Below are 22,828 nucleotides of genomic sequence, written 5' to 3'. Positions count from 1 at the left end.
GACGCGCCGGAGGGCGTGCTGTGATCGGGGAGCGGACGCTCCCCTTGGCTCGCTGCTGAGGTCTCATCACGTGAAAACCAGGGATGTTCTTGGATGCGTCTGCGTCCTCCTCGCGTCGCTCGCGTCGGTTACCGGCTGCATCGCGCCCGATCTCTCGACCGCGGCTGATCAAGGAGAGGAGGAGATCGACTCGAGCGCTGAAGCGCTCGCGAGCGGCAATGCGCTGAGCCTGAACGCGCTGAGCCTGAACGCGCTGAGCCTGAACGCGCTGAGCCTGAACGCGCTGAGCCTGAACGCGCTCAGGACCGAGGCGCTCGACGCGCTCCAGGATCCTGGCGAGGAGGGCGCGCTCTTCCGGCAGCTCGTGAAGTACACGGTCAGCTGCGCGCTCGACGAGTCGCAGTCGTTCCGCTTCGCGTGGACCGACGCCGCGGGCAGCGCCCACCAGGAGGTCTATCGCGGGCAGCTCGGCCTCGCCGACTCGTGGGGTGACGGCCCGCTCGACGCCGCCGGCAAGCAGATGGTCTCGGCCTGCCTGGCGGCCCGCACGAACCGTTATGGCGTGTCGGTCCTCATCTCGATGCGCTCCCACCAGGACCCGCTGCGCCACGAGGTCGAGCGCGACGAGCGCGCGGCGTACCCTCATGTCGAAGGGGCCTTCTGGGGCGACCTCTTCGCGAGGACGCCGTACCTGCGCGCCTGCTACAACGAGGCTTCCGTGGAGTGGGCGCGCGCGGCGCAGCGCGACTGCGCGGCGGGCCAGCTCGACGAAGCGGGGGAGATCGCGTCCTGCGGGATGATCGAGATCGTCGGGAGCTGCCAGGACCTTTGCGGCCGGCTCCACCCGCCGGGGCAGTATTACAAGGATTGCCGGGATCCGGAGTCGGGGAAGACGCGGTTCGTGGTGACGACCGCGCTGCGCTGACGCCTGACGGCCGCGCTGCGCTGACGCCGTCGAGGGCGGCAGTCGCGGCCGGTCGACGGGCGCCGGCGGGCGCCCGCGGCGGTCACTTCGAGGCCGAGTCGCTCCGCGCCCGGCGCGCGTCGCGGTCGCGCTGCCGCTCGGCGATCCGGCGCGCCCGCTCGGCCCGCTCCGACGCGATCTGGGCCGGCGATTGGGTGCCCGCCTTGATCGACTCGGCGGCCCAGAACTTCGCGGCCTCCTTGCTGGACATGGCGCATTCCTCGCCCTCGCCGCCGCAGCTCATGCGGGGGCTCTGCCGCTCTGCGCCGGCGCGCTCGACGGCCGTGTGCTCCCGCGCCTGCGCCGCCGCGGGTCGGGCCGACCGGCCGGCCCACGCGCGGCGCGCCCCGGCGCTCGACGCGGCGCACTCCCCCGCGTCGCTGCAGTGCATGCGCGCCTCGGCCCTGCTCTTGAGCGGCGAGGCCCCGGCCGCAGCGGGCCTCGAGGTGTCGCGGACCTCGCTGCGGCTCCTCTGGGCGGCCGCCGTGCGCGAGGCGCAGTCCATGCCGGTGTCGGCGCAGCGGATCCGCTCCTGCCCGCGGGGCACGCGGCTCGGCGCCGCCCGTTCCCCGCGGTCCGCGCGCTCCACGCGCTGGAGCCGCCGCTCGGCCTGCTCCTTCTGCGCGTGACGGTACGACCGATCCACGATGTCGCCGCGCGACCTCAGGACATCGAGGTGCCGCGGCGCCCGCGCGGCGCGGGGCCCCTCGGCGAACGCCGCGCCGGCGCAGAGAGAGACGGAGATCAGGGTGGTGACGACAGCGAATTTTTTCATCAGGCCTCCTCGCTCCACGGCAACATCTGCTGCGACGTGGGAGAACGCCCCACGTCGCTTCGGCGGGCGAGCCTCCGCTTGCGGGAGAGCTCGTCCGCCATGGGCGGGGGCAAGCAAGAGCGACACCAGCGCGGAAGTTCAAGAAAAGGTGGCGCTTCCGGCAGGACCGTCACGTCGCTGACGCCGCCTCCCGGGAGCGCCGTCACGCTTCCGCGCCCGGCGGCGGGGTGCAGGACGCCGGCACCGCGGGGCGCGCCGCGCCCGGGCCCACCCCGCGGTCGACTGCCTGGCGCTCGACTCGCCGCTCGAGCGCCCGCTCGACCTGCCGGTGCGCTTCGGCGCGCTGCGGGGCGCGAGGTACGCACGATCTTGAGCGCCAGGTCGACCTCCCCGGAGGAGACCTCCTCGCCGCGCACGTCGCCGAACACGTTTACCAGTCCGCTTCCCACATCACATCAGATGGCATGGCACCGTTCGCAAAGAACGAGCGCGCAGCATCTATCGCCAGTGATTCGGGAACGGCCATTTAGAGCATGAAGTCATCGAGCTGATCACGGCACCAGAACCTCAGCACTCCCGACCTGGATACATCCCCAACACTGTGGAAGCTCGTCCCGTCTGTCTCAACGAAGGTGAGAACAGACTCCGGGGATCCGAGGCCTATGACGAGTGTGCGTCCATTGTCATGCTCAAGGAGCATCATTGTAGGACGACCGATGCTCTTTGTGTCATCGATGAGCGCAAGCAGTTCTTCTGTCGAGTTTACCAATATTGGATCATGCTCTGTCCAGTAGCATTTCATCGCGGTCTCAGCGAGGGTAGGTTGGGGGATCCGGCAACCCGACGAACGTATGAGCGTATCCGTCGGGGCCGATGACCAAGGCGTGCTCCCTCGGGGAGCATATGCGGCAGGTTGTTCGCGCATCCGGGACCAACTGCGCAGGGTAGCCGATTGATATTGAGAGTCGCCTGTGAGAGGCCCTCGACCCTCATTGTCTGCGCCGCGTGCGCCTCCACATGGAAGAAGTTGGTGTTGTTGCGACCCGGAAGCGAGAGCGCCGGCGGTCCACCAGATTCGCCGCTCCACAGCTCCATCTGCGCCTTGTCCTGTATTGAGCACGAGCAGCCGCCCGATGCCCACCCCGATGTCGCGCGTGCCCTCCGCCACGCCCAGCATGCCCGGGCCGACGAGGGGGGCCACGCCGCGCAGGCCCGCGTGCTCCGGCTCCGTCGCCACCGGCTGCGGCGCGTAGCCCGACGAGGTGCCGGTCGTGCCTACGTCGACCGGCGCCGTGACGGCGCCTACCTCGGCGGCCTCTCGCGAGCCTTCCACACGCGGAGCTCCTCTGACAGAGACCACACACCCGGTCAGACAAGGGTCGTTGACCCCACTGTCCCCGATGATTCCTGGCGTTGGCGCCATGCCAGGCGCTTGAGGCTCTTCCCGGAACCCGCTCGGATCGACGTAGCTGAGCGGGCTGTTGCGCACGTAGCTGTACGGGTTCCAGCTCTGACCGGAGAGCGGAGCCTGCATGATCGGATCGGTGGTCAACAACCGCCCGACCCGTGGGTCGTAGACGCGGCCTTTCATGTTGACGAGTCCGACCTCGTCATCGCCCTCGTGCCCCGTGAACCCCCGCGTCGTCGTGCTGGCGAACGACGCTGGCGACGGCCGCCCCCACACCGGGTTTCGCCGCTGCCCGAACGGGTCGTAGCTCCGTCGCTCGACCACGGCGCCGTCTTCATCGGTGAGCACGTCGACCGAGCCGAGGTGGTCGACGTGCACGTACCGCGTGCCCGGCTCCGCTCCGCCGCGGGTCACGATCGCCGCAACCCGCTCCGGCGAGCGCACGTGGTACCGGTGCTCGACCCTCCCCGTCGCCGCATCGGTGACGCGCTCGTACAGGTCGCCGAAGTAGAGCGTCTCCTCGTCCGGCGTGGTCTTGCGGAGCCGCTGCTGGTCGCCGTCGTAGGCGAACGTGACGGTGCTCGCGCCCTCCGTGATCCTCTCCGGCAGATCGAAGGGCGTGTAGCGCACGGTCGTGCCGCCCGGGCGCGCGATCTGGTTGCTTACAGCGTCGTAGCTGAAGCGGCCCGTCGCCGTGGCCTCGCCGGTGACGGCGTGCGGGTGCAGCGGGGCGTCGTAGCGCAGCTCGCCGACGTCCGACTTAAAGGTGAGGTTGCCGTTGCACTCGTAGTCGTAGCTAAGCTCGCATGGCGCCGAGGCGCTCTCGACGGCGCTGAAGTACGCGCACGTCAGCGGCTCGATCGGAGCGTAGTGGGCTGTGCTCACCCGCCGCGGCTCGTCGGTCGAAGTAACGAGAGCGCCGAAAATGTCATGTGAAGGCCGACTGGCAGCGATCGTCACAGGACGTGAAGGTCGTCTATATGAAGAACCCAGCCGTTCATCTCCTTGGTTGCAGAGAGCGAGAGCGTAAGATCACTACGGCCTTCTTCCTTTGTCCACAGTGGCAAATCCAGGGCCACGGTTCCTGGGGCATTAGCGTGGGGATACTCGTCTACTAGAGCCCATGCCTCATCGGGCAGGAGAATCAAAGTCCTACCATACTGCTCTATGGTCCTCCGAAGCTCCTCGGCCGATAGTCTCCCAGCGCGTCCGTCAGCCGCCATCTCAGCGTAACGTCCGGCACTGAGGTCCGAAATCAGTTGATGTATCTCACGTCTCAGCTCGTCGTTCATGTGTCGTGTCTGTGGTTATCGGTTGCCAGGGATTCTCGTAAGGGTTTCTGGAGTGACCCCGAGCGAGCAAAAATAGTTGTCCGCAGCCTCAATTTGCGCACGCGCCTCGCTCGGTGACAATCCTGCGCGTCTGAGTGCCTTGTATCCGATGCGACGCTCCGCTCCATAGGTCCCGCCGCCGGGCTGGCGCTGAACCTGTGTTGCTGCATGGTGCGGCGTTCCTGTTCGCGTCGATGGCCCGGGGAGCTCAACGGCGGGAGCTGCGCTGCGGCTATATCCCGGCAGCTCTCGAACAGCGGCGTCTTGAATCAAGTGGTGGGCGTCCTTGACACCAGCGGCTCTCAAGGCTCCGTAGGTTCCACTCCTCGTGGCCCCCGCCGCGATCGCCGACTCCTCCACCGCCGCGAGCCCCCTCCCCGCGCCGAAGACGGTGGCCGCCGCCAGGAACAGCGTCTTGGTCCCCGCCGCGCCCGCCGCCCGGTAATCCTCCCGGCCGATCGCGAGCGCCGTATCCGCGCCGCCCCGCCCGATGTGGTAGAGCGGGTTCACGGCGTTCACGGCGCCGAAGAGCCCGTCCTCCTCGAAGCCGCTCCACATCGCGTCGGCGAACTCGTAGCCGCTGTAGATCCCGAGCGTCAGCGCGTTGAGCACGAGCAGCCGCCCGATGCCCACCCCGACGTCGCGCGTGCCCTCCGCCACGCCCAGCATGCCCTGGCCAACGAGGGTGGCCACGCCGCCCGCGCCCGCGTGCTCCGGCGCGGTGGTCGTCGGCTGCGGCATGTGCCCGGACGAGGTGCCGGTCGTGCCCACGTCGACGGGCGCCGCTGCCGCGCCGACCTCCGCGGCCTCGCGCGAGCCTTCTATCGATGGGCTTTCTGCCCGGTGATAAAATGGATGGCTGCATTCGATCCCCCAGCATCCGGACCCCTGAATCCTCTGCACCTCGGGATCCTTGTGGTATTCGGGATCGATTGGCGGCCTCTCATACTCCGCCTGAAACCCGCTCGGATCCACGTAGCTGAGCGGGCTGTTGCGCACGTAGCTGTACGGGTTCCAGCTCTGACCGGAGAGCGGCGCTTGCACGATCGGATCGGTGGTCAAGAACCGCCCGACCCGCGGATCGTAGACGCGGCCCTTCATGTTGACGAGCCCGAGCTCGTCATCGCCTTCGTGCCCGGTGAACCCCCGCGTCGTCGTGCTGGCGAACGACGCCGGCGGCGGCCGTCCCCACACCGGGTCTCTCCGCTGGCCGAACGGGTCGTAGCTCCGTCGCTCGACCACGGCGCCGTCCTCGTCGGTGAGCGCGTCGACCGAGCCAAGGTGGTCGACGTGCACGTACCGCGTGCCCGGCTCCTCGCCGCCGCGGGTCACGAGCGCCACCACCCGCTCCGGTGAATGGACGTAATACCGGTGCTCGGCCCGCCCCGAAGCCGCCTCGGTGACCCGTTCGTACAGGTCGCCGAAGTAGAGCGTCTCCTCGTCCGGCGTGGTCTTGTGGATCCGCTGCTGGTCGCCGTCGTAGGCGAACGTGACGGTGCTCGCGCCCTGCGTGATCCTCTCCGGCAGGTCGAAGGGCGTGTAGCGCACGGTCACGTCGCTCGGGCGCGCGATCTGGTTGCCGACGGCATCGTAGCTGAAGCGGCTCGTCGCCGTGCCCTCGCCGGTGACGGCGTGCGGGTGCAGCGGGTCGTCGTAGCGCAGCTCGCCGACGTCCGACTTGGAGAGGAGGTTGCCGTTCGGCGCGTAGTCGTAGCTGAGCTCGCACGGCGCCGACGCGTTATCGGCGGCGCCGAAGTACGCGCACGTCAGCCGCTCGAGCGCGTCGTAGCGGAAGCGCTCGTGCCGGTGCTGCGGCTGGCGCGCGTCGGTGCGCCGCGTCAGGTGCAGCCGGTCGTCGTAGCCGTAGTCCAGGTCCTGCACCGCGTCCGCGCCGCTCTGGCCGCTCTGGGTGAGCACGCTCCTCAGCCGCTGCTTGTCCGCGTAGTAGCTCCGCTCGGTGACGACGCCGTTGCCGAACGCCTCCTCGCGGAAGCGGCCCGCGTTGTCGACGTCGGTCAGACGCCAGTAAGCCGAGCGGGTCGCGCTGTCGCGGACGGCGATCACGTGGCCGTACGGATCATGCTCGTGCGCCACGACGAACGGCGCCGCGCCGGCCGGCGCGGGGTAGGTGATGGCCTCGACACGACCGAAATCGTCATAGTCAAGCCTGCTCTTCAGGGCCGCGCGCTCCCCATCGATGCGGAGCGTCACGGTCTCGAGCTTGCCGTCTTCATCGTAGGTATACGCCTTCTGTCCATCGGGGCTCGCGAGCGTCTCGAGCTTGCCGATGCCGTTTTCCGCCGTATCCCAGGTCCACGTGGTCGTCCGCCGCTCGGTGCCGTGCTCGTCCAGGCGCGAGGTCGTGCGCCCGAGCCCGTCGTACGCGAACGTCGTCACCCGCCCGAGCGCGTCGGCGCTTGTGATGACCTCCCCGAAGCCGTCGTTGGTGACGACCGTCGTGCCCCGATCCGGATCGTCGCGCCGCCGGACGCGGCCGAACGCGTCGTGCGCCGTGGTCGTGGTTGCGCCGCCTGGATCGGTGACCGTGGTGAGCTCCCCGAACGGGCCGTATTCATAACGCGTGACGCCCCTCGCCGCGTCGGTGACCGTCACCGCTCGTCCCAGCGGGTCCTTCTCGACCACGGTCACATGATCCAGCTCATCGGTTACCCGGACCCGCAGCGCGTCGTACTCGCTCTCCACCACCGCCTTCCACGGCGTCGTGTGCCGCACCTCCCGGCCGACCGCGTCGTGCTCGTAGACGTCGTAGAGCATGTCGCGCTCCGGCGTCCCCTCGCGCACCGGCACCGAGCGCCGCGCGATGTGCTCGCCGCGCGCGTCGTAGGCGATCTCCTGCATGAGCCGCGGCGGCGCCTCCTGGGCGCCCTCCGCGGAAGGCCCGTGCCACCACCACCGGATGGGCCTTCCACGGCTGTCGAGTTCGACCTCGTCGTCGGCGCCGCCGGCGGTCGTGGTCCGCTGGGTCAAGCGCCACGCATCTCCCGCCGGCCCACCGTCCTTGGTGCGCGAGAGCGCGACCGTCGTCTGCGTGCCGTCCGGCCGCACCTCCAGCCCGAGCCGGCCGAAGCCGTCGTGCTTGCGCTCGGTCACGAGCCCGTTCGGATCCTCGAGCCTGACGAGCACCCCGAGATCGAGATCGTAGTCGACGCGCGTGGTGTGGCGTTCGGGGTTCACGTGCTTCTCCGGGAAGAGCCCCTCGGCGTCGTACTCCGTGCTCCACGACCGGTGGTGCCCGAACGCGTCCTCCGCCGTCACGCCCGTGATGTTCCCGAACGTGTCCCGCGCGTACACGAGGTCGAGCTTCGTGTCCGCAATGCCCTCGTCGCTGTCGATCGACTCTGTCTCGACCTCTCCGTAGACCGTCGTCGTCCGCGCGAGCGTGCGGCACTGCGCGCGCCCCGCTGCGGCGCTGCACTCCTCCTCCGTCTGGAGTTGCCCGAGCACCCACCGCTCGGTGTCGTTCTTGTACGTGCGCTTGACCTCCAGCGTCAGGTCGACCCCCCGGGAAGAGACCTCCTCGCCGCGCACGTTGCCGAACGCATCGAAGTCCGTCACCGTCGCGACCGAGTCGCGCAACATCGTCGCGTCGTGGTCGCCGCCGCCGCGCTCGACCTGGTCGACATACGCCCGGGCCGTGATCTCCTCACCGCTCTCCGGCGGATAGACCCCTTGCGCCCGCCGCAACCGGCGCTCGGTCGCGAGCGTGAAGTAGCTGGCGCCCTCGCTCGTCGGCACCAGCTCCCGCTCCACGTCGAGGAACGACATCTCGATCTGGTCCGGCCTGGGCTGGCCCGGCAGCCCCGGAACCCAGCGCCGCTCGTGCTCCACCTGCCCCACGAACGGAAAGACCTGGAGCTCCTCATCGAACGTCACGTTGTCGTAGCGCTCGGCCGCCGCCGCCCCGGTGTCGACCTCGACCACGACGCGCTCGCCGAACCCGAGGAACCCGCGCCCGAGCCGGTGGTAGCGCCCGTCGCGGTAGCGCACCTCGAACCGCCGCGACCGATCGGCGCCGTTATCGAGGCCATAGCCGCTGACGACCCGCCTCGGCCCCACCGCGCAGCGGCGCGGATACTCGCATCCGTTCGCCGCGTCGTCCCGCGCAACGTAGAGCAGGCCCTCCCGCTCCGGATGCCCCGCATCCAGGTCGTTCGTGACCGACACATCCGTGAGGTGCCCGTACGACACGCTCACATTCGGCACGAACCCCGCCTCGCTCGGCTCGTGCGTGTTCATCCCGTCGGAGACCGCGACGAGAAGATCCTGGTCGGCGGCGAGGTTCTGGAAGATCGTGAACACGCCACCGACCAGCAACACCACGTCCTGCGCCCCGTCGCCGTTGAGGTCTCCGACGCGCGGCCCGCGCGGATCGGCGAGAGTCGTGGCCTCCCCGACCCGCGCCTCGAACGGGATCTGCGGATCGACCAGCGTGAACGCCGATCCCGCCTCATCGCCGGTCGCCCGCAAGATGGCCCAGGAGGGCAAGTCGAGCGATGAGCCCGGCAGCATGCCTGGAGGAACAGGCATGAGGACATCCTGCCTCCCGTCGCCGTCATAGTCCAGCGGCACGGCGAGCGGGAAGAACCGGTCTTGATCGGGAATGCCGAGCAGATTGCCGAGGCTCAGATCCAGGAGGCTCCGGGTCGGCCAGTCCACGAAGGTCGGCCCCGTGTTCACGTACGTGCGGAGCGCGGCATCGCTGAAGCCGGACTCGACGGCATCGGGCAGGCCGTCGGCGTTCACGTCGAGGAACACGACGCGGCCGCCCACAGCCAGCGTGGGCAGCTCGGTGTCGATCACCGCCCAGCTCCCGTCATGCCGGCGGCTGAGCGCGGAATACGTCGCGGCGAGGATCCTCTCCTCGCCGCCGCTAGTCAGCACGAACGGGACGACCAGGTCGACCTTGGCGTCGGCGTCGAGATCGACGGTGTGAAGCTCCGTGTCGCAGAGGGTGCCGTCGAGCGGCGCGATCCGCTCCCCCGCCACGTCGAAGCCCACAGAACCCGCGCCGCGCGCGGGTTTCCAGAGGTGGACGGTCCACTCCGGATCGAACGGGGTCTCCGTCAATCCCTGGCCGTGATCCTCACACAGGATCAGATCGGATACGCCGTCGCCGTCCACATCCGCAAGGTGCACCGAGCCCCCGGGGCTGCGCAGGACCGGCGGCTCGCGGGCGCCGCGGAGCGGGAAGGGCCGGCGGATGCCGGTGTCGTGGACCTCGAACGTCCGATCCGGCCGGCCCAGGAGCACGAGCAAGGTGTCGCGCGTGCCGTAGACGTCATGGAGCAGGAGGTCCGTGCGGCCATCCTGATCGTAGTCCACCGCCGTCCCGAGCTCCGGCTGGAGCGTCGATGGATCCGCGGTCCCCAGCGGCTCGGCGACGACAGGCCACTCCTCGGAGAAGGCCAGCGTCGCCGGGCCCAGGTAGGCCGGAGACGCCGTCGGTCCAAGGTTGCGCGCGACGTGCCAGTCGGTGATCGGATTGGACGGCGTGCTGAGCGCCGGGTTTGTATCCGGCACCACGAGGTCGTCGAGCCCGTCCCCGTCGATGTCCGCGAGCATCGGGCTGGCCCGATCGGACGTGGGTTTAAGTACGTCCGTCGCGATCCGCTTGAACCCGGTCTGGCCGCGGCTGTACTGAAATCGCGTGGGCGGCTTGCAGACGCCGTCGCCCGCGCACTCCTCGACCTGCGTGAGCAGCGTCCGCCGCGTCGTCGGGCTCGCCTCGTAGCGGAGCGCGTAACGCCGCACCAGCGTGTCGCCCGCGCCGAGCATCCGGATCTCGTCGAGGCGCAGCGAGCTCTGGAGCGCCATGCCGCCCGCATAACGCCTGCGGACCTCGGCCGGCTCCTTCATGGCGTACACGAACCGCACCGCCCGCGAGGGGTCGAGCGCCGGCTCGCCCTCGAAGCTCGTGTACCGGATCTCGTCGATCGCGTACTCCGCCGCGAAGCCCTCCTCGGCCTCCGCGACGCAGTAATCGTACGTCATGGCGTTGCCGCGGCCGTCGCGCGCCTTGGTCGCGAGCCACGCCCGCGGGGCGCTGCCGAGGGCGAGCGGCCGGCTGCTCTCGCTGCGACCGTACTCGATGACGAGCCCCGACGGCAGGTGCGCCTCGAAGGAGAGCGCCTCGGCGGGCGCGTTCCCTTCTGCATCGTAATGCCCGACCACCTTGACCATCGTGTCGGGCAAAGTCCTGTACTCGACGGCGCCCGGCGCTCGTTCCACGGCGACGAGGCGCTTTCCGTCGAGGCATAGCGCGTCGTCGCCGTCGTACGCCACCGCGCGGATCTCGGCGTCCTGCGCGCGGTTCTTGGGGCAAGGAGCGATCGCGGGCAACCCGGCGATGGAGAACCCCACCCCAAGGACGCCCTCTCCGGCGGCGCTGTCGTAGGCGAGCGCGAGCCGTGGCTCCACGCCGGCGCGCCCGGGAACCGCGATCAGCGGCATGACGTACGTCGCTTCACCCGTGCTCGAGACGGAGAAGCTCCCCGGGGCGGCGCCTGCAGCGACGGTCGGAACCCCCGGCGTGTGGCCGGCTCGCGGCGGTTCGCCCGGGTCGCGCGTCCGGCAGGCGATGATGACGTGAGGACGCATCGGCGGAGGCTCGGACATGCACGTGCACCCCGCCTGCGCGAGCACGCAGGTCACGAACATCAAGAGCGGGATCAACGCCCGCACAACCTGTCGCGGAACCGGCGCCATCGCGGCCTCCCTTGCGCGCAGCAGCGCACGGCTCGACCTTTCGTGTCAAGCGACGGCCCGGATTGAGCGCCTTCGTCGGCCAGCTTCCCGGTGTGCGCGCCATGCCGTGCCCGCGGCATGACCCACGCACGCCGGGCCGCTTCCAGGACGCCGCCGTTCATACGCTTGCTTCCTGGACGGCGCCCCCCATTTCCTGGACGGCGCCCCCCATTTCCTGGACGGCGTTCCCCATTTCCTGGACGGCGCTCCCCATTTCCTGGACGGCGCTCCCCATTTCCTGGACAGCGCCCCCCATTTCCTGGACGGCGTTCCCCATTTCCTGGACAGCGCCCCCCATTTCCTGGACGGCGCTCCCCCATTTCCTGGACACCGCAGCTCGCTTCCTGGACAGCGGTGCGACGTCGCTGCCGCCGCATTCTTGCTCTCCTCACGCCTTCCGGTCGAGCGCTCTTGCCGTCGTCGACGTTGCCCGTTAATTAGGGCGGCTTGGGGCGAAGCCAACTCCCCATGAATCATCCCCCGGCACATCAGGAGATTCCGATGCCTAAAACGAAGACCGATCTCGACCTGTGGACGGCTGAGGCGCTCGCCTTTCCGGGAGACACGGGTCTATCCATCTCGGTGCCCATTCATGTGCTGTTCGGTGAAGCGGTCGACGTCGCGAAGTTCCACAAGGCCTACTGGAAGCCGGAGGTGAAGGACGGGAAGGTGGTGCGCCGCGGCCTCGAGATGGCGGCGAACAAGAAGAAGGGGAGTCTGCTCACGGCGAAGACAGGCGAGGAGATCCTCTCGCTCCAGCGCGCCGCCGTGGAGGCGGGCACGCGCTACCTGCTCGTGGTCGACCCGAAGAAGGCGAGCCCCTTCGAGCGCGGGCAGGTCGTCCTCGACGAGATTACCGCGACGCTAGAATGGCTGTTCGACGACGGCGTCGAGGACGAGAACGACGCGAGGCTCGCGCGGCTCGAACAGGTCCACGCGGACGACCCGGCCACCGCCGACGCGCTCGCGCTGGCCCTCGACGACTATGCCGCCCTCGCCGCGCCCCACCGCGAGGCGATGGACGGCCTCGGCGGGTTCGACGCGGCCATGCTCGACGAGGCCAAGGAACTCGCCGCCGCGCTCCGGGCGCACCCCACCGAGGCCGCCGGGCTCAGCGAGCGGGCGCGCGAGGCCCTCGGCCTGCGCAACAAGGTGATCGGGCTCCTGCTCGCACGGATGTCGGCGGTGCGCGCGGCGGCGCGGTTCGTGTTCCGGGACCGCCCGGACATCGTGCGCGAGGTGACGAGCGCCTATGAGCGGCGGCGCCGCGCCGAGGCCGCGCGGCGGGCGAAGAAGAAGGTCGACGCGCCGAAGGCCGACGCGCCGCTCGTCGACCCGCCGCTGCCCCTGTGAGCTCGCGACAACGAGCCCGCGCGCGGATCAGCCGCCTTCTGGCGCCGCTCGCCATCGGTCCTCGCGGCGCAGCGCCTTTCCCTCGCGCTCCAGCTTGATCAGGTGGGCTTCCAGGCTCAGCCGCGCGAGCGGCCAGAGCAGGCGCGCCGTGTCGGCGTAGGCGACCGGCAGGAGCTCCTCCAGCGTCGCGCCCCCTGCGCCCGCCGCGCCCCCTGCGCTCGCCGCGCCCCCTGCGCTCGCCGCGCCCCCTGCGCCCGCCGCGCTCCCTGCGCTCGCCGCGCCCCCTGCGCCCGCCGCGCCCCCTGCGCTCGCCGCGCCCCCTGCGCCCGCCGCGCCGAGCGCCTCGAGCACCCGCGCCTCGCGCGCCAGCCGGTGCGCAACGGTGCGCCGGAAGAGCTCCTCCGGCGCGTCGCTCGGCTCGCCGTGCGCGGGCAGCGCGACGCGCGCGCCGAGCGACGCCAGCCGCCCGAGCTGCGCGAGGTACACCGCCATGTCGCCTTCCCGGGGGTCGATCAGGATGGTCCCCACGCCGGCCACCATGTCGCCGACGACCAGCGCGCCCTCCGCCTCGTCGAGGAAGCAGAGGTGGTCCGGCGCGTGCCCCGGCGTGTGGAGCACCCGGATCTCCTTCGGCTCCGCCCCGCCGAGCCGCACGACGTCCCCGTCCTCGAGGCGGCGCGCGATCGGCACGTCGCGGAGCCGCGGCGCCGCCTCGGCGTGGGCCCAGACCGGCAGGCCGAGCTCGGCCGCGAAGAAGCGCGCGCCGCCCACGTGGTCGGCGTGGTGGTGGGTCACCGCGATTGCGACGAGCGTCCGCCCCTGGGAGGCGAAGCCGCGCGCCCACGCGAGCCACTCGCGGCGCTCGTCCTCGTACGGCGTGGCCGGCTCGACGAGCAGCACCTCACCGCCGCCGAGCGCGTAGCTGTTCGTGTGTGTGGCGGGCGGCAGCGTCGGCGTGCGCGCCGCGAAGGACTCCACGCCGCGGGCGATGGCGCGCGGCCGGATCACCGCTCCACGACGGCCGCGAGCGCTTCACCGCCGCCGATGCAGAGCGTCGCGAGGCCGCGCTTCGCGTTCCGGTCCTTCATCGCGAAGAGCAGCGTCGTCAGGATGCGGGCGCCGCTCGCCCCGATCGGGTGGCCGAGCGCGACCGCGCCGCCGCGCACGTTGACCTTCTGGGCGTCGATCCCGGCGAGCTTGTTCACCGCGAGCGCCACCACCGCGAACGCCTCGTTCACCTCGAAGAGGTCGATCTGGTCCGGCGTCAGGCCGAGCTTCTTCGTGGTGTTCGCGATCGCCGCGGCCGGCGCCGTGGTGAACCACTCCGGCGCCTGCGCGGCGCCGCCGTAACCCACGAGCCGCGCGAGCGGCGTCAGCTGGTGCTGCTTGACGGCGCGCTCGCTCGCCAGCACGACCGCGCACGCGCCGTCGTTGATCGACGAGGCGTTGGCGGCCGTGATCGTCCCGTCCTTCTGGAAGGCCGCCTTGAGCGACGCGAACTTCTCGGGCTTGCCGGCCGGCGGGCCCTCGTCGTCCTTTACCACGACGGCGTCGCCCTTCTTCTGCGGGACCGAGACCGGCGCGATCTCCGCGGCGAAGAGCCCCTCGCGCTGCGCCGCGAGCGCCCGGCGGAAGCTCTCCTTCGCGTACTCGTCCTGCGCCTCGCGCGAGAAGCCGTGCTCCTTCGCGCACGCCTCGCCCGCGACGCCCATGTGGAAGTTGCCGTACGGGTCCCAGAGGCCGTCGTGGATCATGCCGTCCACGAGCTTGCCGTCGCCCATGCGGTAGCCCGAGCGCGCCTGCGGGAGGTAGTAAGGCACGTTGGACATCGACTCCATGCCGCCGGTGACCACGATGTCCGCGTCGCCGACCGCCACCGTCTTCGCGCCGAGGATCACGGCCTGGAGGCCCGAGCCGCAGACCTTGCTCACCGTGGTGGCCGGGACCTTGTGCGGGATGCCGGCGAAGATGGCCGCCTGCCGGGCGGGCGCCTGGCCGATGCCGGCGGACAGGACGTTGCCGAAGAAGACCTCCTCGACCGCATCGGGGGCGAGCTTCGCCCGCTCGAGGGCCGCGCGGATGGCGACCTCGCCGAGGCGGGGCGCGGAGAGGGGCGAGAGCGCGCCCTGGAACGCGCCGATGGGCGTCCGGGCCGCGGCGACGATGTACACGGGGACGGGTAGGGTCATGGTTTCCTCCAGCGGCGCCGGCGCCGACTCCTTCGATGACGCCCAATGCGTCTTGCGAGTCCCGCTTTGGTACCTCGTGCGACCGGTCAGGGCAAGCCTGGCCGCGGCGCTCGCCGCCGTCTGCGCGCCGCCTTACAGCACCGCCCACGCCGCGCGCGCTCGCCCACGCCGCGCGCGCTCGCCCACGCCGCGCGTGCTCGCCCACGCCGCGCGCGCTCGCCACGCCGCGCGTGCTCGCCGCCGTCCGCCGGTCTGCCGGGCGAGCTCGCCTGTCCGACGCCGCGATCCCGGCGCGCCGCGATCGAGCGCGCGTGCGCGGCTGTCCTGGACGCGCTCCTCGGCGAGCGGCTGCTCGTGGTCTCGGGACCTCGCGGGCGTGGATGTGATCCGCGGGACCACGGCGGCGCATTCGCCCTCGAACGGGCCGCGCCGGCCGCTTCGATTCGCGGCCTCGGACCCGGCCGAGGCCGACCAGGGCGCCGCGCGCCGGGCGCCTCAGCGCCGGGCGACCGAGCCTTTGTGGTGCCCCGCCCTGGCCGCGTGTATCGTGCCCGCCGCGAGGCCGAGGAGGTCAGTCCTCCGCGCCTCTCCACGACAAGGAGCGAGCGAGCGATGTTGAATGCAGGCGACCGTGCCCCGGACTTCTCCCTCGAGAGCGACCAAGGCGGGAAGGTGAGCCTCTCCGGTCTCCGGGGCAAGACGGTCGTTCTCTACTTCTACCCGAAGGACGACACGCCCGGCTGCACGCGGGAGGCCCAGGCCTTCTCCGCCGCCATGAGCGCGTTCGCCGAGGCCGGCGCCGTCGTCCTGGGCGTCTCCCGCGACTCCGTCGAACGACACCGGAAGTTCAGGGACAAGTACGAACTCGCGGTACCGCTCCTCAGCGATCCGGATCTCGCCGCGCACGACGCTTATGGCGCCTACGGCGAGAAGTCGATGTACGGCAAGAAGGTGATGGGCACGATCCGGAGCACGTTCATCATCGGCCCCGACGGTGTGATCAAGCACGTCTTCGGCAGCGTGAAGGTCGACGGGCACGCCGACGCGGTGCTCGCGCTCGTGCGCGGCGCCGGCGCCCCCGCGCCCGCGGCGAAGGCGCCTTCGAAGGCCTCGGCGAAGGCGCCTGCGAAGGCCTCGGCGAAGGCGCCGGCCAAGCGAGCCGCCGTGAAGACGCCGTCAAAGACCGCTGCCAAGCCCCGATAAGGGGACTCCTGACCCGACTGACAACGACCTAGCCGAATCGAGGCATGCGTCGTCTCCGTCGTCGGAGGGGCCCGACGAAGCGCGCTCCACGCTGGACGGGTCCGGCGCTTCGTGAAACAATCCTGAGCCGTCGCTTCTCGATCGGTGAATTTGCCATATCACCACGGCTCGTCTCTCATGCCGACTCGCGTCGGATGGAACGATGAGCGCCGGAGCGCGAGGGAGTAGGGATCATGATGCTAAGACACCCGATACTGCGGACGTTGACCTGGCTTGGCTGCCTCGCCGCGATCGCGGCCTGCGGCGCGGACGACAAGCCGCCCCCGGTCACCAGCAACGAAGGCGGAGGCGGCGCCGGCGGCGGCACCGGCGGCACCGGCGGCGTCCCGGTCGAGACGTGGGAGCTCGACCGGAGCAAGCCGCTCTCGACGGGGGCGCCGGGCTTCGCCGAGGTGGAGCACACGAGCGAACCGAACCCCGCCCTGGCCGGGCTGGACGCCCCGTACCCCACGAACGCCCCCTGGATGAACCTCGTGCTCGGCGACGGCAATCAGCGCATCAACGCCTCGCCGTACGACCTCAAGGCGCTCGGCCAGAGCCTGTCGATCTCCCGCCCGGAGCTCGCGGTGGACCGCAAAGCGGTCGCGACGCCCGACGTGTCGCAGCTGCAGCTCAGCGTGCGCCAGCCCATCACCGGACGCGCGATCAGGTCCTCCGACCTCCTGTCGGTCACCGTCGAGTGGACGGCGGACGCCGGCACCATGACGGCCCCGATCGTGTACGGGATGCCGTACGTGACGGCGTTCTACGAGGGGCTCGCCCCCTCCGTGCTCGCCGGCGAGGGCGTGTCGATCATCGCGGTCAACGGCGAGTCCACGAGCCCCGCCGTCGTCGAGGGCGAGCGATTCGAGATCTCGCTCAACAACGGTCAGACGTGGCTCCTCTACGCGTCTCCCGCGATCAGCCTCGAGTGGGACGCGCTCTCGCTGACGGCCGACGCCGGCGTCGCCTACGAGGGCTCGCTCCGCGTGGCCCTCGTGTCCGGCCCCGACTCCGCGGACGTGCTCGACAAACACGCCGCCGTGATCCCCGTGGGCGGCGACGTCGAGGCCTCGATCACCGAGGATACCGCCGCGGTGAGCTTCGCCTGGAAGACGCAGGGCGAGGGCGACCTCCTCACCCTGGCCCTGCCGCACCACGCGGCGCACCTCGACAAGGCCAAGCCCGCCGAGATCTCGTACCAGACCGCGATCGGCCGGATGACGGGCGTCAACGGATCGCGCTGGGAGCTCGTGTACCCGCTCAGCACCATCGAGTGGAACGCGCCGCGCCGCGCCGCGGACAAGTGGGGCGATGACATCGTGACGGCGCTCCAGGAAGAGAGCGACTTCGAGCCGGATCCGACGGTCGCCGACACGGATCCTTATTTCGGGGGCAAGCAGCTCGCGAAGCTCGCGCGCCTCGCGCAGATCGCCGAGGAGGTCGGCAAGGCGGAGATCGCGGAGGAGCTCAGGGAGCGGCTCAAGCCGTTCGTCAACGCGTGGCTCGACGGCGATAACGGCAATCCCCTCGTCTACGACAAGACCTGGGGCGGCATCGTGACGACGAGCGGCGTGGCCGACCCGGACGTCGACTCCGGCCAGGGGTATTACAACGATCACCACTCCCAGTACGGCTACCTGCTCTACGCCGCGGCCGTCCTGGCGAAGGGCGACGAGGCGTGGCGCGAGGGCTACGCGGACAAGGCGCTCTGGCTCGTCCGGGACATCGCCAACCCGAGCAACAAGGACAATCACTTCACGCCGTTCCGCCACGTGGACTGGTTCCGGGGCCACTCCTGGGCTTCCGGGCTGTTCCCGTCCGCGGACGGCCGCAGCCAGGAGTCCACGTCCGAGGCGGTCAACGCCTGGTACAGCGTGCAGCTCCTCGGCGACGCGATCGGCAACAAGGACGTGAAGAACCTCGGCCGGCTGCTCCTCGCGGTGGAGACGGCCTCCGCGCAGACCTACTGGCAGGTCACCGCGCAGAGCACCATCTACGGCGAGCCGTTCCGCGACAACCGCGGTGTTGGCGTCCTCTGGTCCACGAAGGCCGAGTTCGCCACGCGGCTCGGGGATGACCCCGCGTACGTCTATGGCAGCCAGATCCTCCCGCTCACGCCCATCTCGGAGTCGCTCCTCTCGGAGCAGTGGATCGAGGACGCGTGGCCCTTGATGGAGCAGGCCGTCAAGCCTGAGCCGGTGCCCTGGAACACCCCCCTGATCGCGGCGCAGGCGATCCTCGACAAGGAAGCCGCCTGGGAGGCGGCGGCGGCCCAGACGGAGCTCGACGACGGCCTCAGCCGCACCGCGCTGCTCTACTGGATCGCGACGCGGCCCTGAGCGCCTGACCGGCCCAGAGCCACCCTTCCTCTCCCTCGATCACTCGGTCGGCTCGACCCGCACGTCGACCTCGAGGCGCTCCGCCCCACCCCCGACGAAGATGGTGCCCGAGGTCGGCGTCGCGTCCACGTAGTTGCGGCCGACCGCGACGCGGATGTGCTCGGTCTGCGTCAGGACCCCGTTCGTCGGGTCGAAGCCCTTCCACCCGATCTCCGGCAGGTACACCTGCACCCAGGCGTGCGACGCCTCGCTCTGCCGCTGGTTCTCGTGCTTCGGCCCCGTGTAGATGTAGCCGCACACGTAACGCGACGGCACGCCGAGCAGCCGCGTCAGGCAGATGAACAGGTTCGTGAAGTCCTGGCACACGCCGCGGCGGTTCGCGTAGACGTCGAACGCCGTCGTGAACAGGTTCGTCGCACCCTGCTTGTACTCGTACTCCTCGAAGATCGAGGCGTTCAGGTCGAGCAGCGTGTCCAGAAGGTCGTAGTCGTTCCGCTCGACGAACGTCATCGCATACTCGATGAGCTCCGCGAGCTCGCTCTCCGCCAGCTCCGGCGGCAGGAGGAACGGCTGCAGCACCTGGCGCTGCCAGGGCATCCACACGAGCGGGATCGTCGACCGCGCGCGCAGCGGGCGGAAGCTCAGCGGATCGGTGTCGAGCAGCTCCACCTGCGACCTCGACTCGATGATGAGCTCGGTGAACGGCGTGTCGAGCAGCACCCGCCGCGCGCGGTTGCCGAACACGTCCTCGTAGTCGCGCTGCTGGCCCTCGACCGACAGGTGGAGCTCGTTGCGGAGCAGCGACTGCAGCCGATCGTGCGCCGGCGTCAGCCGCAGGAGGTGCGTGCTGCGCTCCACCGCGGTCGCGTAGTGGTACGCTGTGCGGTGCACCACGTTGAAGCGGCGGACGGACGCGTGCGTCGGCCGGCGGATCGGGCGCGACGAGAGCGGCGGCGTCGACGGCGACGGCCCGCGCTTGTCCGTGCGCGGCGACACCGTCGCCCGGAGCGCGCCCTGCCGGAGCACCACGAGGTGCCCCGGCGGGACCCGCGTCCACGCCGCCTGCGGGCCCGCGTGGACCTTGAGCTCCTCCGACGAGACGATGACGCCCTTCCTGCTCTTGACCCCGCGGCGGGTGAGATCGACCTCGAGGTCGTCGTCGCCGAACGCGAGGCGCTCGTACGGCGGCAGCACCTCCCACAGGAACGCGTCGCCCTCGCGGTCGCGATCCGCGTAGACGACGAGATCCCGGCCGTCCGCCAGGACCGAGGTGAGCGGGCCGTGCTCGTTCATCTCGTCGAACCAGTCGCGCAGCACCCGCGGGTCGATGTCGCCGATGCTCCGGAGCCCCTCCGACGCCATCCAGCGCAGGAGCTCGCACAGGATGAGCTCCGTGTCCGTCGAGCCGACCGGCTGGAAGAGCGACTTCGGATCGACCTCGATCCGGTCGACGAGGCTGCCGCTGTGCGCGAACAGCCAGTCGCGCCCGCCCCAGCTCCGGCTGAACGGCTGCGTGTTGGCGTCGTTGATGGAACCCCACGTCGCCGTGCGGATGTGGAGCACGAGCAGCGACGACTCGAGGTGCTCCCACGCCTTCACGAGCTCGCTGCGGATGCTCCCCTGCGGCGGCGCGGGCTCCTTGAGCACCGAGGCGCTCGGCTCCCCGCCCGGGTAGTAGCCGATGCCCCAGCCGTCGGGCAGCTTGCCGCCGGGGCGCAGGCACGTGAGATCGAAGCACGGGGCGAGCTCGCCCTCGAACGACATCGCGAGGAGATTGGGCATGTTCTGGTTCGGCTGCTGCGCGCTACTGGCTCGTGGCGGAGGGACTGCTGTCCGGCGGCCCGTACCCGAGCAGCTCGCGACCAATACCGTCGCAGATCGTGGAGGTCTCGTCGACCACATGGGTCAGCGCCGCGTGCACGGCGAGCGGATCGAACGGCTCGGTGGCCCTGTCGGACACCCACTGATGTAGGAGATGTAGCCGCGTGAGGCTCTCGCCGCCGGGGAGCGTGGCGCTGTCCGGCGGGCGGATCTCGCAGAGCCGCGCGAACGCGGCGTGGACGCAGTGGCGGATCGAGCGCGGGAAGCGGGGCTCGAAGAGGAGGAACTGGGCGACGGCCCGCTCGTTCACCTGCCCCTGGTTCAGCTTCATGAACGGCTCGAACCCGGAGCAGGCGCGGAGGAGCGACAGCCAGAGCGCCGTCTCCACGACCCGGTGCCGCTTCTCCAGGCCGCCCTGCGGCGCCTCGTCGGCCGAGGGGCGCGGCAGGTTGGTCAGGGCGTGGTGGTGCACGTCGAGCGTGCGCGCGGTCTGCCCGACCCGCTCGAGCAGCACGCCGAGCCAGATGAAATCGAGCGGCGTGTCGTGCAGCATCGTGTTCTGCGTGAGCCCGAGGCAGAGCTGCGTGAGGCTCCGGGCGCGCCGGTAGAAGGCGTAGCGGCTCGACCTGAACTCCTCCTGCGCCGCCTCGCTGCTCATCCAGAGGTGCAGCTCGTTGACGGTCTCCCACACCTCGAGGCTGACGACCTCGCGGATCGACCGCGCGTTCCACCGCGCGGCGGAGCTCGAGCGGCGGAGGCTCGTCGCGTTGTCCTCGTCGAGGCTCATGTAGCGCTGCACGAGCTCGCCGTCGGCGGCCGCGTCCTCGCCGTGGGCGTCGACGAAGTGCGCCTTCTGCCCGGCGACGATGACCACCGGCAGCCAGCACTGGGTCGGCGAGAGCTCGGCGTCGAGCGCGAGGTTCTGGGTGACCGCGAGGATCCTGGCGACGCTCTCGGTGCGCTCGAGGTAGCGGCCGAGCCAGAAGCAGTGATCGGCGACGCGCGAGATCATGGCGCCTCCGTCGTCGCGGACCCGGAGGCCGCGTCCGAGGGCGGCGCGCCTCCCGCGGCCCCGCCCGAGCTCTGCGACTGGGACTGCGACTGCGACTGCGACTGCGACTGTATCGATGGGGGGCGCTGCGCGCCGTTGCCCGCGCTCTTCAGCACCCACGTGTCCTTCGAGCCGCCGCCCTGGCTCGAGTTGACGACGTAGGAGCCGGCCACGAGCGCGACGCGCGTGAGCCCGCCGGGGAGCGCCCACGAGCCGTCGCGGCCCGTCAGCACGTAGGGGCGGAGGTCGAGCCGGCGCGGGACCGCGCTCCTCGTGGCCGGGTCCCAGGTCGGGCTCGTCGAGAGCTCGACCCGGTGCTGCGCGATGTAACGGCGCGGCGTGGCCTGGATGCGCGCGCGGAACTCCTCCCGCTGCGCGGCCGTCGACTGGGGGCCCATCAGCATGCCGTAGCCGCCGGCCTCGTCCACCGCCTTGACGACCAGCTCCTCGAGGTGCTCCAGCACGTAGCGGCGGTCGTCGTCGCGCATGCAGAGGTAGGTGGGGACCTGCTCGAGGATCGGCTCCTCGCCGAGGTAGTAGCGGATCATCTCCGGCACGAACGGGTACACGGCCTTGTCGTCGGCGACGCCGTTGCCGGGCGCGTTCGCGAGCGCGACGTTGCCCGCGGCGTAGGCGCGCATGAGGCCACGCACGCCGAGCAGGCTGTCCGGGCGGAAGACCTCGGGATCGAGGAACGCCTCGTCCGTGCGGCGGTAGATGACGTGGACCCGCCGCGGGCCGCGCGTCGTCCGGACGAAGACCTGGTCCTGGTCGACGAAGAGGTCGGGCGCCTGCACGAGCTCGAGCCCCATCGTGCGGGCGAGGAAGCTGTGCTCGAAGTAGGCGGAGTTGTACGGCCCCGGCGTGAGCACGACGGCGCTCGTGCTGCCCGGGCTCACGGGCGACACCGAGCGCAGCGTCTCGGCGAGCCGGGCGGGGTAGTGGTCGACCCGCTCGACGCGCGCCTTGTCGAGCAGGTGCGGCAGCACGCGCTTGCTGATGAGCCGGTTCTCGAGGACGTAGGAGACGCCGGACGGCGTGCGGAGGTTGTCCTCGAGCACGCGGAACGTGCCGTCCGGATCGCGGATGAGATCGACGCCGGCGATGTGGATGCGCACGCCGCCCGGCGGCGCGAGGCCGTGGATCCGCTTCAGGTACTGGCCGGAGCCGAGCACGAGGTCCCGCGGGACGCGCTCCTCCTTGAGGATGCGCTGCTCGCCATAGACGTCGTCGAGGAACATCCCGAGCGCGCGGACCCGCTGCTCCAGCCCCCGCTCCAGGTGCGCCCACGCCGCGGCGGAGAGCATCCGGGGCATGAGGCAGAGCGGGAAGATCTTCTCCGCGCCGCGCTGGTCCGCGTAGACCGAGAACGTGACGCCCTGGTTGAGCAGGGCGATCTCTGCGAGCTGCTGCGCGCGCGCGAACTCGCTCGGCGTGAGCGCGCCGAGGAGCGTTGCGGTGCGCAGGAACTCGGGTCGAGGGGCGCCGTCGGGACCGAACAGCTCGTCGTAGGCGCCGGGGAGTGGTGTGTAGCCGGCGAAGAGGCCGGCACCCGGGATCTCTTGCAACACTGGCTCGAAGCTACCG

At 70.7% G+C, this 22,828-nt stretch carries 13 protein-coding genes and 1 pseudogene; 4 read left to right on the top strand and 10 right to left on the bottom strand.

Going from position 1 to position 22,828, the window contains the following annotated elements; translation table 11 throughout:
* The first annotated feature begins 70 nt into the window (after window positions 1–70).
* On the top strand, window positions 71–925 hold the full coding sequence (locus WMF43_RS40080) for a hypothetical protein (protein ID WP_437673154.1): 855 nt from the start codon (window positions 71–73) through the stop codon (window positions 923–925).
* An 82-nt stretch (window positions 926–1,007) separates the two neighbouring features.
* On the opposite strand, the gene WMF43_RS40075 is transcribed toward WMF43_RS40080, so the two are convergent.
* The 5 genes and pseudogenes from WMF43_RS40075 to WMF43_RS40055 all read right to left on the bottom strand — a co-directional run bounded on the left by WMF43_RS40075 (window position 1,008) and on the right by WMF43_RS40055 (window position 11,204).
* Complete coding sequence (locus tag WMF43_RS40075) at window positions 1,008–1,739, bottom strand: hypothetical protein (protein WP_437673153.1); 732 nt, start codon at window positions 1,737–1,739, stop codon at window positions 1,008–1,010.
* 798 nt (window positions 1,740–2,537) lie between these two features.
* Window positions 2,538–2,732, bottom strand: a complete 195-nt coding sequence (locus WMF43_RS40070; protein ID WP_437684189.1) for a DddA-like double-stranded DNA deaminase toxin — start codon at window positions 2,730–2,732, stop codon at window positions 2,538–2,540.
* 234 nt (window positions 2,733–2,966) lie between these two features.
* Window positions 2,967–4,002: pseudogene (locus tag WMF43_RS40065) on the bottom strand (RHS repeat domain-containing protein); the annotation flags it as partial.
* A gap of 101 nt (window positions 4,003–4,103) precedes the next feature.
* Window positions 4,104–4,439 (bottom strand): DUF7668 domain-containing protein, encoded by a 336-nt coding sequence (locus WMF43_RS40060; protein WP_437673152.1) that lies wholly within the window; start codon window positions 4,437–4,439, stop codon window positions 4,104–4,106.
* A gap of 15 nt (window positions 4,440–4,454) precedes the next feature.
* Window positions 4,455–11,204 carry an RHS repeat-associated core domain-containing protein gene (locus WMF43_RS40055; RefSeq protein WP_437673151.1) on the bottom strand — a complete coding sequence of 2,250 codons (6,750 nt, stop codon included), beginning with the start codon at window positions 11,202–11,204 and terminating at the stop codon, window positions 4,455–4,457.
* A gap of 507 nt (window positions 11,205–11,711) precedes the next feature.
* On the opposite strand from WMF43_RS40055, the gene WMF43_RS40050 reads away from it, so the two are divergent.
* Window positions 11,712–12,596, top strand: a complete 885-nt coding sequence (locus tag WMF43_RS40050; RefSeq protein ID WP_437673150.1) for a hypothetical protein — start codon at window positions 11,712–11,714, stop codon at window positions 12,594–12,596.
* Between the two features lie 27 nt (window positions 12,597–12,623).
* Here the strand turns inward: WMF43_RS40050 and WMF43_RS40045 are convergent, their stop codons facing one another.
* Complete coding sequence (locus WMF43_RS40045) at window positions 12,624–13,604, bottom strand: MBL fold metallo-hydrolase (RefSeq protein ID WP_437673149.1); 981 nt, start codon at window positions 13,602–13,604, stop codon at window positions 12,624–12,626.
* Window positions 13,601–14,785, bottom strand: a complete 1,185-nt coding sequence (locus WMF43_RS40040) for a thiolase family protein (protein ID WP_437673148.1) — start codon at window positions 14,783–14,785, stop codon at window positions 13,601–13,603. Before WMF43_RS40040 ends, WMF43_RS40045 begins: the two co-directional genes overlap by 4 nt.
* Before the next feature lie 612 nt (window positions 14,786–15,397).
* Between WMF43_RS40040 and WMF43_RS40035 the strand changes: the two genes are divergently transcribed.
* Window positions 15,398–15,988 carry a peroxiredoxin gene (locus tag WMF43_RS40035; protein WP_437673147.1) on the top strand — a complete coding sequence of 197 codons (591 nt, stop codon included), beginning with the start codon at window positions 15,398–15,400 and terminating at the stop codon, window positions 15,986–15,988.
* 233 nt (window positions 15,989–16,221) lie between these two features.
* Window positions 16,222–18,369 (top strand): glycosyl hydrolase, encoded by a 2,148-nt coding sequence (locus WMF43_RS40030; RefSeq protein ID WP_437673146.1) that lies wholly within the window; start codon window positions 16,222–16,224, stop codon window positions 18,367–18,369.
* Window positions 18,370–18,408: 39 nt separating this feature from the next.
* Here the strand turns inward: WMF43_RS40030 and WMF43_RS40025 are convergent, their stop codons facing one another.
* The 3 genes from WMF43_RS40025 to WMF43_RS40015 are packed head-to-tail and all read right to left on the bottom strand — an operon-like array spanning window position 18,409 to window position 22,812.
* Window positions 18,409–20,151 (bottom strand): class II glutamine amidotransferase, encoded by a 1,743-nt coding sequence (locus tag WMF43_RS40025; protein ID WP_437673145.1) that lies wholly within the window; start codon window positions 20,149–20,151, stop codon window positions 18,409–18,411.
* Between the two features lie 22 nt (window positions 20,152–20,173).
* Window positions 20,174–21,202, bottom strand: a complete 1,029-nt coding sequence (locus WMF43_RS40020; protein WP_437673144.1) for an alpha-E domain-containing protein — start codon at window positions 21,200–21,202, stop codon at window positions 20,174–20,176.
* The gene (locus WMF43_RS40015) at window positions 21,199–22,812 is read right to left on the bottom strand and encodes a circularly permuted type 2 ATP-grasp protein (protein WP_437673143.1); all 1,614 of its coding nucleotides are present in this window, start codon (window positions 22,810–22,812) and stop codon (window positions 21,199–21,201) included. Before WMF43_RS40015 ends, WMF43_RS40020 begins: the two co-directional genes overlap by 4 nt.
* Window positions 22,813–22,828 lie beyond the last annotated feature (16 nt).

Origin of the sequence: Sorangium sp. So ce131 (genome assembly GCF_051519095.1) — a bacterium.
Taxonomy (GTDB): Bacteria; Myxococcota_A; Polyangia; order Polyangiales; family Polyangiaceae; genus Sorangium.
Note: the sequence above shows the minus strand (reverse complement) of the source record. Positions and strands in the feature narration are given on the sequence as shown.